This window comes from Sphingobacteriaceae bacterium, from assembly GCA_002319075.1.
Taxonomy (GTDB): Bacteria; Bacteroidota; Bacteroidia; order B-17B0; family Aurantibacillaceae; genus Aurantibacillus.
Map to the genome: position 1 here is coordinate 1,168,235 of NVQB01000001.1, position 13,148 is coordinate 1,181,382.

At 38.0% G+C, this 13,148-nt stretch carries 9 protein-coding genes; 5 read left to right on the top strand and 4 right to left on the bottom strand.

The window, feature by feature from the left end:
• Positions 1–39 precede the first annotated feature (39 nt).
• From CNR22_05270 to CNR22_05285, 4 genes are read left to right on the top strand one after another with little or no spacing between them, the layout of a single operon-like run.
• A complete protein-coding gene (locus CNR22_05270) occupies positions 40–1,224 on the top strand; it encodes a glycosyltransferase (protein ID PBQ31198.1) in 1,185 nt (394 codons plus the stop codon).
• 3 nt (positions 1,225–1,227) lie between these two features.
• Complete coding sequence (locus CNR22_05275) at positions 1,228–5,106, top strand: glycerol acyltransferase (GenBank protein PBQ31199.1); 3,879 nt, start codon at positions 1,228–1,230, stop codon at positions 5,104–5,106.
• Positions 5,051–6,619 (top strand): all-trans-retinol 13,14-reductase, encoded by a 1,569-nt coding sequence (locus CNR22_05280; protein PBQ31200.1) that lies wholly within the window; start codon positions 5,051–5,053, stop codon positions 6,617–6,619. Before CNR22_05275 ends, CNR22_05280 begins: the two co-directional genes overlap by 56 nt.
• Positions 6,619–7,407 carry an inositol monophosphatase gene (locus CNR22_05285; protein ID PBQ31201.1) on the top strand — a complete coding sequence of 263 codons (789 nt, stop codon included), beginning with the start codon at positions 6,619–6,621 and terminating at the stop codon, positions 7,405–7,407. Before CNR22_05280 ends, CNR22_05285 begins: the two co-directional genes overlap by 1 nt.
• A 13-nt stretch (positions 7,408–7,420) precedes the next feature.
• Here the strand turns inward: CNR22_05285 and CNR22_05290 are convergent, their stop codons facing one another.
• From CNR22_05290 to CNR22_05305, 4 genes are all read right to left on the bottom strand, one after another.
• On the bottom strand, positions 7,421–7,732 hold the full coding sequence (locus tag CNR22_05290; protein ID PBQ31202.1) for a hypothetical protein: 312 nt from the start codon (positions 7,730–7,732) through the stop codon (positions 7,421–7,423).
• Between the two features lie 221 nt (positions 7,733–7,953).
• Positions 7,954–8,781 carry a 50S ribosomal protein L11 methyltransferase gene (locus CNR22_05295; protein ID PBQ31203.1) on the bottom strand — a complete coding sequence of 276 codons (828 nt, stop codon included), beginning with the start codon at positions 8,779–8,781 and terminating at the stop codon, positions 7,954–7,956.
• Positions 8,778–9,539: a triose-phosphate isomerase gene (locus tag CNR22_05300; protein ID PBQ31204.1), complete on the bottom strand. Its 762-nt coding sequence runs from the start codon at positions 9,537–9,539 to the stop codon at positions 8,778–8,780. Before CNR22_05300 ends, CNR22_05295 begins: the two co-directional genes overlap by 4 nt.
• Positions 9,540–9,546: 7 nt before the next feature.
• Positions 9,547–10,623, bottom strand: coding sequence for an ABC transporter permease (locus CNR22_05305; GenBank protein ID PBQ31205.1), 1,077 nt, complete (start codon positions 10,621–10,623; stop codon positions 9,547–9,549).
• 171 nt (positions 10,624–10,794) lie between these two features.
• On the opposite strand from CNR22_05305, the gene CNR22_05310 reads away from it, so the two are divergent.
• On the top strand, positions 10,795–13,092 hold the full coding sequence (locus tag CNR22_05310; protein ID PBQ31206.1) for a hypothetical protein: 2,298 nt from the start codon (positions 10,795–10,797) through the stop codon (positions 13,090–13,092).
• The last annotated feature ends 56 nt before the right edge of the window (positions 13,093–13,148 follow it).

Here is a 13,148-nt window from a genome sequence, read left to right on the forward strand (position 1 = left end):
TATTTTTACACTCCCCTTTTTTTTGGGCAGTTTAGGGTTATGAGCGAAGACAGATACACATTAAATCAGCGATTTGCAGACTTAAAATGCTGTGTCATTATTCCGACCTATAACAACGAAAAAACACTTTCAAAAGTGATTAGTGACACCCTGCAGTACACCGATAAAATTATCGTGGTTAATGATGGTGCAACCGACAGTACACCAAAAATCCTTGAAACGTTTGGAGATTCCATTAAAGTTTTAACGCATGCTGGTAATCTTGGAAAAGGAATGGCTTTGCGAGACGGTTTTAAAAAATCTGTTGCGCTAGGTTATGATTATGCCATTACTATTGATAGCGACGGACAACACTTTCCAAGTGATCTCGAAAATTTTCTGAATAAAATTGAAGAGCATCCGGGATCTTTAATTATCGGTGCAAGAAACATGAACTCAGAAAATGTTCCCGGTAAAAGTAGTTTCGGACATAAATTTTCAAACTTTTGGTTCCAGGTGGAAACAGGCATTAAGATGCCGGATACACAATCTGGCTACCGTTTGTATCCGGTAAAAAAACTTGAGAAACTGAATTTTTTTTCTCCGCGCTTTGAATTTGAAATTGAGGTCATTGTAAAATCAGCATGGCGCGGTATCCCTGTGATCTCGATGCCTATTAAGATATTTTATGCAAAAGGCGCTGAGCGAATTTCACACTTTCGCCCTGCAAAAGATTTTACGCGCATCAGCATCCTCAACACTTACCTGGTTATCCTGGCATTTAGCTGGTACAAACCATTACGCTTTTTTCGCGGACTCACTCCGGCTAACCTCAAGGCTTTTATTCAAAAACATTTCTTTAATAAAGATGAGTCTGTTCTTAAAAAATCGTTATCAGTTAGTCTTGGCATTTTTTTCGGAATCGTGCCCATTTGGGGCTATCAGCTGGTTGCGGCAATAGCAGCTTCCTATTTATTTAAGTTAAATAAGGCCATAGTGATTCTTACGGCAAACATTAGTATTCCGCCTTTGCTGCCTTTCATTCTAATTGCAAGCGTAAAAACGGGAGAACTTTTTACAGGAACAGAAACTGATTTGTCCCTCCGCAACATTTCATTGAAAACATTAAAATTAAATGCTTTTACTTATCTTGCAGGAGCCTGTATTCTGGCGGTTCTTTTTTCGCTGTTCATGGGTCTCACAACCTTTATTACCCTTAGCGTGATCAGAAAGAAAAAAAGTTAATCTATGTTGGCCCTACGCTTATATAACTTTTTTCAACGGCATAAAGCTTTGCTCTTTAGCAGTTTGGTTCTATTGTTTTTGACCTTTGGCTATTTTAGTTCTCAGATCGAAATGGAAGAAGACATCACCAAGTTTATTCCTAAAGATAAAAAGCTCGACGAGGTAAATTTTATTCTTCAGAATCTGAAGATAAAAGACAAACTCGTTATCAATCTTTATAATTCCGACAGTACAGCATCCGACCCTTCAGATTTAATGGCCTGTGCCGACCGTCTTGCGGACACTTTACAAAAAACGCACGAAGAGTTTATTAAAGAACTGAATTACAAAGTTTCTGATGGTTTAATGATGCAGACCTATGGAACTTTTTATAACAACCTGCCTCTATTTTTGGAAGAAAAAGATTATTCAAAAATCGAAGGTCTGCTACAGGTCGATAGTATTAAAAGTACGCTCCGTTCAAACTATAGAACTTTATTGTCACCTACCGGCATGATCCTCGGGCGCTACATGAGGCGTGACCCGTTGAACTTAACGCCTTTAACTCTCAAAAAAATCCAAAGTCTGCAATTCGATGAAAATTTTGGTGTTAATGAAGGTTACATACAAACTCAGGATCACAAAAATCTTTTGCTTTTTATCACGCCGTCGGTCCCTCCAAATGAAACAAAGATCAATAAAGCCTTTATTGAATCACTGGATGGCATAGTAAAACACCTTACAGAAGAATTTCAGGGAAAAGTTGTTATTGAATATTATGGGGCTACGCCCGTGTCGGTAGGCAACTCGGTACAAGTTCGTCACGATAGCATTTTCACTTCTCTCATCGCGCTTTGTGTGATCATGGTGCTGTTGTTTTTATTTTTCCGCCGTCTCCTGGTAATTCTCTACATTCTTTTACCCGTAGCTTTCGGCGGACTATTTTCCCTTACGCTTCTCTATTTTATTAAAGGAGAAATATCGGCTATTGCTTTAGGAGCCGGTTCTATAGTATTGGGAATTGCCATTAATTATTCCCTTCATTTTTTCACCCATTATAAACACGAACGTTCGGTAAAAAAAGTTATTGAAGATCTTACCTTACCCATGTTGGTGGGATGTACTACAACAGTTGGCGCTTTTTTAAGTCTGCAGTTTGCTAAATCACAAGCTTTGCATGACTTCGGTATGTTTGCAGGTTTCAGTCTTATTGGAGCTGTTCTATTTTCAATTATTGTTCTTCCACACCTGTTAAAAACAAAAAAAGATAAAAAAGAAGAAGATGCTCATCCCGCCAAAGAATCTTTCATCGACAGAGCATTGTCTTATCCACTCGACAAAAATAAATCGGTTGTCATACTGGCTTTTATTTTCACCATCATTTTTGCCTTCACTGCCCGCAACGTAAGTTTCGAAAGCGACATGATGAAAATGAATTATCAGTCGGATCAATTAAATAAGTCACAACAAAATATTGAGCGTATAAATAAATATTCTCTAAAGTCTGTTTATGTTATTTCGAAAGGAAAAGATCTTAACGATGCTTTAAAAGCAAATGAGCGGGCTACAGCAAAATTAGCCGCGCTAAAAAATGAAGGCTTTGTGGGAAAATATTCTTCTATCAGCTCCGTACTTGTATCTGATTCCTTACAAACCTTGCGTATAGAGCGCTGGAATACTTTCTGGACAAAAGCCCGTAAAGATTCTTTGAAACAAAATCTTCAGCGTTACAGTAAAGCTTACAAATTTAAAGAAGATGCCTATAATGAATTCTTTGCATTGTTAGATAAAGACTTTAAACCAATTGCTCTTTCAGAATTAGATAGTCTTAAAAAATTAGTGGCCAACGATTGGATTACCGAAAACAAAGATCTCACAACAATTGTGAGTCTCGTAAAAACGGAGCCAGAAGTCAAACAAAAAGTCTACGATAAATTCGAAGGAGATTCAGATGTTCTTGTCTTTGATAAACAATTCATGACAAACCAGTTTATTGAGATCATCAGTTCTGATTTTAACCTGATTCTTTTAATTACCGCTTTGCTTGTTTTTGGATTCATGTTGTTATCGCATGGAAGAATTGAACTGGCAATTATAAATTTCCTGCCAATGTTTATCAGTTGGCTTTGGATCTTAGGAATAATGGGCATCCTGGGACTCAAATTCAACATTATAAACATTATCATCTCGACTTTTATTTTTGGTTTAGGCGACGACTATTCTATTTTTATTATGGATGGTCTTGGTCATGAATACAAATACGGCAGAAAAAATCTTGCTTCTTATAAAACTTCCATCTTTCTTTCCGCACTCACAAACATTGTTGGTGTTGGTGTTTTAATTTTCGCCAAACATCCGGCTCTTAAATCCATTGCTGCTATCACTATTATCGGCATGTGTACCGTTCTGTTCATTTCTTTCATAGTGCAACCGCTTTTTTATAATTTTCTGATTCTAAATCGCCGTAAGCGTGGTTTACTGCCCTACACCTTATTCAATCTTCTTCTAACAGGCGTTGGGTTTTTAATCTTCATTGCAATTAGTTTGCTGGCACACGCTTCTGCTGTAACACTCTTTACCATTACCCCGGCCCCTCGCAAAAAGAAAAAATTAATTTTTCATTACCTGATCATGTATGCCTGCCGCATTATGGTATATCTTGTTGCTAACGTAAAGAAAAACATTATTAATCCTCAAAATGAAATATTCGAAAAACCTGCTGTCATTATAAGCAACCATCAATCCTTTATTGACCTTGCCTTACTTTTAATGTTGAATCCTAAAATTGTTGTCTTCACAAATGATACTGTTTGGAATTCGCCACTCTACGGACTCATAGCGCGTATGGCCGATTATTATCCTGCCTCGCGGGGTTACGAAAGTGCCATAGACCAAATGAAAAAGCTTACAAATGACGGTTATTCTGTTTTAATTTTTCCGGAGGGAACCCGTTCTGAAACAGGAGAAATTCTTCGGTTTCATAAAGGCGCATTTTATTTAGCAGAACAATTAAACCTTGAAATTCTTCCCATACTTTTGCATGGCGCTGGAGGCGTTGTTCCCAAAGGCGATTTTCACTTCAAAGAGGGTGAAGTAACCGTAAAATACCTCCCAAGAATTTTGCCAGAGGAAACAACTTACGGAACGGGATATAAAGAAAAATCGAAAGCGATTCGTGACTATTTTAGAACGGAATATTCTGCCCTGCAAAAAGAAAAAGAAACAGTAGATTATTTCCGTTCAAAATTAATAAAGAATTACATTTATAAAGGTCCAGTACTCGAATGGTATTGCCGCATCAAAGTTGGGCTGGAAGGAAATTATAAAAACTTTGAAAGTTACCTGCCTAAAAAAGGAAAGATCGTCGACATTGGTTGCGGCTACGGATTTTTGTCACTCATGCTCGGTTTCATGAGTAAAGAACGTGAGATTACAGGCATCGATTACGATGAAGAAAAAATAAACATAGCTGCGAACTGCGTTTCTAAAAATAAAACCACAGAATTTATTCATGCCGATGTTACGCAGTATGAATTTTCAGAATCAGATGCTTTTATAATCAATGACGTGTTGCATTACCTGCCGCAAGAACAACAAGTGGCCCTTATAAAAAAATGCATAAGGAACTTAAATCCAAAAGGTGTCATGATTATTCGCGACGCGGATGCAGATAAAAAACAACGTCATCGTGGCACGCGTTACACTGAATTTTTCTCAACTAACTCAGGCTTTAATAAAACAAAAGAGGGCGGACTTCATTTTGCCTCAGCAGACCTTATTCGCTCTACTTTAAACGAATTTAATTTTATAGAATACCAACTCATCGACGACACCAAATTAACATCGAATGTTACCTTTGTTATTCGTCACACAAACAAACTACAAAGTGGGATTAACGGATAGTAAATACGATATAGTAATTATCGGAAGCGGCCTGGGAGGCTTGTGCTCGGCTTACATTATGTCAAAAGAAGGATACAAAGTATGTGTGCTTGAAAAAAACAGGCAACTCGGCGGAAGTCTCCAGATCTTTTCAAGAGACAAGGTTATTTTTGATACAGGCATTCATTACATTGGTGGTTTAAGCGAGGGTCAGAATCTAAACAGGTACTTTAAATATTTCAACCTGATGGATAAACTGAAATTAAAGCAGATGGATAAAGATGGTTTTGATATTGTTACTTTCAGAGGCGATCCAAATGAATACAAACATGCGCAAGGTTATGGCAATTTTATAAATACACTTAGCGCACAATTTCCTGGTGAGAGGGCCAACCTCGAGCGTTACTGTAATAAAATGAAGGAGATATGTAGCTTTTTTCCACTCTATAATTTAGAAGAAGGAACAAAAGATCTTTTCACTGCCACATTTTTAGAAACAGACACCAAAGCCTATATTGAATCGGTTACTTCGAATAAAAAACTACAAAATGTACTCGCCGGCACAAATCCTTTATATGCTGGCGAACCAAATAAAACACCCCTTTATGTACACGCACTGGTGGTTAACACCTACATAGAAAGTGCCTGGAAGTGCATTGATGGCGGCGCGCAGATAGCCAAACACCTTTCTGACAGCATAAAAGAAATGGGCGGGGAGATTTACAATTATTGCGAAGCGGCAAAATTTAATTTTAGCGGCCACGAAATAAAAAGTGTGGAGCTTACCGACGGACGTAAGATTGAAGGAAAAACATTTATCTCAAATTGCGACCTATCAAAGACAATGGACATGATCGAGCCGGGGCATATTCGTCAGGCATACCGTCACAGAATTCAGAGTCTTGAAAACACGCCTTCCTCTTTCATTTTATACATTGTACTTAAAAAAGAAACCATTCCTTACTTTAATCATAACAAATACCATTATGATATTGATGACGTTTGGGATGCCATTAATTACGACGAAAATACCTGGCCAAAAGGCTTCGCTTTATTTCCGCAATCTTCAACAAAAAATCCTGCTTATACCGAAAGTCTGATCGTTATGGGTTATATGAACTACAAAGAAATGCAGGAGTGGTCGGATGTAGTAAATATTATTCCAAACAAAGTAAATGAGCGTGGTGAAAACTACGAAGAGTTTAAAGAAAGAAAATGCCAGTTACTCTTTAAGACTCTTTTTGCGCACATGCCAGAGCTGAAAGGTAACATTGAATCCTACTATTCCTCTACCCCGCTTACTTACAGAGATTATATTGGCAGTCGCGATGGCACCATGTATGGCATAGCAAAAGACTACCGCGATCCTCTAAAAACATTTATTTCTCCGAAAACAAAAGTTCCGAATTTATTGCTCACCGGGCAAAACCTCAATCTACACGGTGTACTGGGCGTAACGGTTAGCTCTGTTGTTACCTGTTCAGAAATTTTGGGTCAACAATACCTGATTAAAAAAATAAAAGAATATTCGTAATGCTGCCAGATAACATTTTAAATCAGGTAATCCTGACTGCAAAAACCGCCGGAGCCTTTATCAGACAAGAGCGTGAAAATTTTAATTACGCAAATGTCGAAATTAAAGGTTTGAATGATCTTGTGAGTTACGTAGACAAAACAGCAGAAGAGCTTATCGTGAAAGAGCTACATAACATTTATAAAGATGCCGGTTTTATAGTAGAAGAAAATACAAGAAGTGAAAAAAGAGACTATAATTGGATAGTTGACCCTTTGGATGGCACAACAAATTTTATACACGGCATTCCTTGTTATGCTGTAAGTATTGCTTTAGAATACAAAGGTGAAATAGTTCTTGGTGTTGTTTATGAAGTGAGTCGCGATGAGTGTTTTTACGCGCAAAAAGATAAAGGCGCTTTTTTGGACGGAAGAGCTATCCAGGTTTCGTCGCGTCAAACTGTTTCTGAAAGTCTTATTGCCACAGGCTTTCCCATTTATGACTTTGGAAGGGTTGACAACTACCTTGGCGCTCTAAAATATTTTATGGAGCGTACGCATGGCTTGAGAAGAATTGGTGCTGCATCTGTTGATCTTTGTTACGTGGCTTGCGGCCGAATGGATGCCTATTTTGAATACAATTTAAAACCCTGGGATGTTGCTGCAGGGGCGCTCATAGTAAAAGAAGCAGGTGGATCAGTTTATGATTTTTCGGGTGGAAATAATTGGCTCTTCGGTAAAGAAGTCTCGTGCTCGAATAAATTACTCGACGAAGAGTTTAACACAATCATTAGGGAATTTTTTTCGTAAAAGCATTTGTCAGTCAGTTAGCACAGCATTCAATAGTGGTTTTGTGCGTTGCGGAGTGCTTTCTGCTTGCATTTATCAGCATCGAAATTCTGTAGCCTTGTTTATAGGGAATAATATCCTGAATCTCACTTGCTTCGCCTCCAAACACCACTTCTACAAAAAAACCTTGCAGAAAATAAAGGCAGGTAATTCCCTCTTTTTCAGAATCCTGGTCTAAAAAAACACCATCTTTTCTCAGAAGATTTACTTGTTCACTTATACTTAGTTTTACGAAATCGTAAAAAGATTGAATATTTAGTAGCGGGAGTAAATTTTCTGTTCTCATAATTCTTATTTTACTGTAAAATTACAGCGATCAGAGTCCACCGGCAATCCACAGAACCTTTTGCCATTACACATGTAAGATTTTAGAGAAAATGCACAGGCTTTTGCATCCATAAAACAACTTTGCACTTCAAGCAAGATAGCTCGAAACCCTTATAATCAGAAAGATACAGAGGCTTGCAAATTCACCGCTGAAAAATAATATTCGCCTCTATTTATTTTTTAGACTTTTTTGAGCTGCATCATGGCCCATTCATTTTCATTTACTGTTCTTACAAAGTCAAAACCATTTGCTTTGGCCACCTGTGTCAATTCTTCAACGTCTGTAGTAAAAAAACCACTCAAAAAGAGCAGCGCATCTTTATCCATGATCTTTGAATAAGAAGGAATTTGGGCTTTAAGAATATTTTTATTGATGTTAGCTAAAATAATTTCGAAAGATTTTTCGTTGTCAAGCAGATCAACATCTCCCTGCTTTAAAAGGATATCCGGAAAGCCATTGGCACTGCAATTCTCTTTTGCATTTTCAACGCTCCATTCATCAATGTCGATTCCAACAGTATCACCCGCACCTAATTGCTTAGCGAGAATCGCAAGAATTCCAGTGCCGCAACCCATATCTAATACCCGTTTATTCTTTACTTCTGTAGAGAATAGTTCCCGGCACATCAACCTTGTAGTTTGGTGGTGACCTGTGCCAAAACTCATTTTTGGCATGATCACAATTTCCTGTTTTACAGTTGCGTTTTTTTCGTGGAAGGGAGCACGAATACATAAAAGATCATCCACAAAAACAGGTTCAAAGTTTTTTTCCCACTCAGCATTCCAGTTTGTTGCCGCAATTTTTTCAACCGTAAAAGCAAATACAAAATCTTCAAATTGAAACTCTGAAAAATCAAGCGTCGTTGCTTCTTCTTCCTTTATATAAGCTGTGAATCCTGTATCAGAATAGTCGAAACTTTCAAAACCTAGTTCTGAAATCATGGCCACAAGAATCTCTGACCCGGGCTGTGGTGGTTCTACGGTAAACCTGTATGCTAAATAACTCATGAGAAAGATTCCATGATAATACAAAAATCGTCTGCCTTCAAACTCGCTCCGCCAATTAAACCGCCATCCACATCGGGACAAGAGAAAAGCTCTTTTGCATTTTGAGCATTGCAACTTCCACCGTAAAGGATAGGCATTTCGTTCGCGATATCCTCCGAAAAAATTTCACCAATTACCCTTCTTATAAAAGCATGCATTTCCTGGGCCTGCTCAGGGCTGGCTGTCTCACCCGTACCTATAGCCCATACAGGCTCATAAGCTAAAACGAGTTGTGTTATTTTATCCTTCGGAAAATGATTTAAAACACTTTCCAATTGTTTTCTTACTACTTCAAAGTGTTGCTCCGCTTTGCGTTCTGCCAGCACTTCTCCAAAACAAAAGATAACATTAAGATTACTTTTTAAAGCCTGATCAATTTTCAAAGCCAGTTGAGAATCGGTTTCCGAAAAATAAGCACGTCGCTCGCTATGTCCTACCAGCACGCAATTACCACCTGCCGATTGAATCATTGCAGCCGAAACCTCACCTGTAAAAGCTCCTTTATCATGCTCACTGCAATTCTGAGCGCCAATATAAAAATCACGGTCCTCTCTAAAAATAACACTTAACATTTGAAGATAAGGTAAAGGAGGAAAAATGACTTTCTGTATCCCACCAATAGTGCCTGATTTTTCTTTTATAGCAGAGGCCAGGTCAAACGCCTCTTCCCAATTTAAGTTCATTTTCCAGTTACCTGCAACAATTTTTTTTCTGCTCATGATCAATTTATTTTACCCGTACACGTGGATCTAAAATGCCATAAATAATATCCACTACTATATTTATGATTACAAAAATAGAAGCAAAAATTAAAGTGGCTCCCATTACTACAGGAAGATCGTTATTATTTAAAGCTTCTACCACTTCGTTTCCTATTCCTTTCCAACTGAAGATCTTTTCTACAAAAACTGCGCCAGCCATTAAACCCGCAAACCAACCCGAAATAGCTGTAATAACAGGGTTTAAAGCGTTTTTTAAGGCATGTTTAAAAACAATCTTGCTAAACGATAATCCTTTCGCTCTCGCGGTACGAATATAATCCTGCGACAAAACATCCAGCAAAGAACTTCTGGTTAATTGAATAACAATGCTCAAAGGACGCATGCCTAAAGTTAATGCCGGCAGTATAAGATTTTTCAATTTTAATTCTTCACCATCAATGTTGAGTTCAAATAAACTTCCCGAGGGATTTAATCCGGTGTAATCCGCCAGTACATAGCCGAATAACCAGGCCATAATCAACCCCACAAGAAACGAAGGAGCGCTCATACCAAAAACCGTAGCCAGGAAAAAAATACTCCGGTCAAGCACCGAATTCTTTTTTACAGCAGTTACAATGCCCAATAGAATACCAATTACGGACGCAATAATGATGGCTACAAAGGCCAGGACGGCCGTTTCAGGTAAGGTTTCTTTAATAATTTCTGAGACGTTCTTTTTTGTAATGTAACTCCTTCTCAGGTAGGGAAATTTTAAAACCACTACTTCTTTTTTCCCAAGGGTAAATAAAGGGGTCCAATCGTATTTATCCGGATTGAGATAAGAAAGATCCCCCTCATCCCTGTAGTTATGAAGCGAAACAGGAGAAAGATCATTCAGATAATTGAGGTATTGACTACTTATTGGTTTGTCGGTTCCTAAATCCCTGTGAATCGCATCAATGGCATCCTTGTTGGCTCTTTGTCCAAGCATAACCGAAGCCGGATCGCCTGGCAAAACATTAAACAAAAAGAAGATGGTGGTAATAACTCCTAAAAGTACAACCAGCCCATAAAATAATTTTTTTAAGACAAATTTTATCACGTTTACAGCCCCTAATATAATATTTTATCCGAAGTGGAATAGGTCGCCCCTACCTTCTTTTTACACGATAATTCACCCAAAAACATCGCCGCTAAATTCCAGGCTTAATTCTTATAATAACTATTACAAATACTGCGTTATATCCGTACTTTTACAAAACAAATTCCTTTTGTGATTACCCCTAAACTGATACTCATAGCGTTTCTTTTTTTTATCGCCTGCGGTTCTATTCAAGCGCAAAAAATCGGCCTGGTACTTAGTGGCGGCGGAGCCAGTGGAATGTGCCACGTAGGCGTTTTAAAAGCTCTGGAAGAAAATAATATTCCGGTTGACTACGTGTGTGGTACCTCCATCGGCGGACTAATAGGTGCCTACTACGCTGTAGGTTATTCTCCCAAAGATATTGAGAGGCTTGTTAAAACTGCTTTTTTTGGAAGTATTTTACGGGGCGAACTACCTGTAAAATATGAATACATGGTAAAAAAACGGGATGATTATGCTGCCTGGGTAACTTTTAAATATGATTTCAGAAACAACTATTTAAAGAATCTTCCAACCAACGTTATAAATTCTATGCCCATCGATTATTACCTGATGGAAACTTTTACAGGGGTTGCGAATAAAATGCATAACAACTTTGACAGTCTTTTTGTACCATACCGTTGCGTGGCTGCCGACATTGAATGCAAACAACCGGTTATTTTTAAAAATGGAGATCTGCCGAGCGCTGTCAGAGCCAGTATGAGCTATCCCTTTTACCTCAGACCAATTAGTATTGATGGAAAGTTGTTATTTGATGGCGGTCTTTACGATAACTTTCCTACAGATGTGATGCAGAATGATTTTAAACCCGATTACATCATTGGCTCCAATGTTTCGGAAAAACCAGTAAAACCAGACGAAGATAATTTGTATTTACAGATCAGGAGTTTGCTCATGAGCCAGACAAACAACAATCCGAAGTTTGAAGGTGCTCTTATTGAACCATGGAGCGATGTGAATGTTTTTAATTTTGATAACGTACAGCGTCTTATCGATAGCGGTTATGCAGCGACAATAAGAGCTCTGCCCGAAATTAAAAAACAAATTTCCCGCCGTGCTAATGATGAAACACTTGCTGCAAAAAGAGAAGACTATAAAAAATACCAGAAGCTGGATGGCATTAAATTTGTTGATCTGGAGGTAGTAGGATTTAATAAAAAACAAACTCAGTTTATTACTAAAAGTTTATTTTTTAAGAGAAAACCTTTTACATTGGAACAACTTCAAAGACGCTACTTGCAGCTGGCCAGTGAGGATAAGATCAAAACTATGTTTCCTGTTACCAAACTCGACTCTTCAACAGGTAATTATAAACTGAAACTGGTTGGAAAAAAAGAAAAACCTTTTTATATAGAACCCGGAGCAATTATTTCTAACCGTCCAATAAGTGAGGCCTTTCTCGGACTTCAATACAATTACCTTGGAAGAATTGGTATAAGCGCTTATGCCAACGGATATCTCGGAAAATTAAATACAAGCACGCATGCAAAAGTGCGTTTTGACTTCCCGGGACGAATTCCTTTTTTTATTCAACCTTCTTTTACCATTTCACGCTGGGATTATTTTAGTAGTAGTGCGCTTTTTTATAATTTCGAAAAACCTGCTTACCTGGTGCAGATTGACAAATTCGGAGAACTTAAAGCGGGCATTCCCGTTGGCAATATATCGCAGTTTAATGTTGCAGGGGGATTTACAGAATGGAAGAATCAATATTACCAGACAGATAATTTTTCGAAAACAGACACTGCCGACGTTAGTTATTTTGATTATTGGTATATGCAGGCCGCCTACAAAATAAACACACTGAATAGAAGAATGTATGCCACCGAAGGTACTTATCTTAATGCCAGAGCACGTTATTTAAAAGGACAGGAAAGCTTTTATCCAGGCAATACAAGTACAGACACTATTACTTTCAAAAACAAAAACCAACCTGCCTGGCTGCAATTAAAACTAACTTTCGACAGTTATATCCGGACCTTCAAAAAATTCAAGCTTGGCCTTTTTTTAGAAGGAGTATATTCAACCCAAAGTTTTTTTAGTAATTATAAATCTACAATTCTCTCTGCACCGGTTTTTAATCCAACTCCCGAAAGTCAGACTTTTTTTCTCGATGCATACAGGGCGCATAATTATTTCGCAGGTGGCCTGAAAGCTATTACAAGTCCGGCTAAAAGTTTTGACATTCGTATTGAGGCATACGTGTTTCAACCATATCAATCTATCCGCGAAAATTCTAAAACCGGAAAAGCAGAATATTCATCGCCTTTCTTATACCGCTATTTGTCAGGAATGGCAGCGCTTGTATACAACAGTGCCGTTGGCCCTATCAGTATCGGCATTAACTATTACGATCAAAAAGATAACGCGATCTCACCATTTTTTCATATAGGCTATATTATTTATAACCATAAATCGATCGAATAATTACAGGCCAGAAGTTAAAAAAAACGCCATAAAAAAAGCCCCGATTATACCAGGGC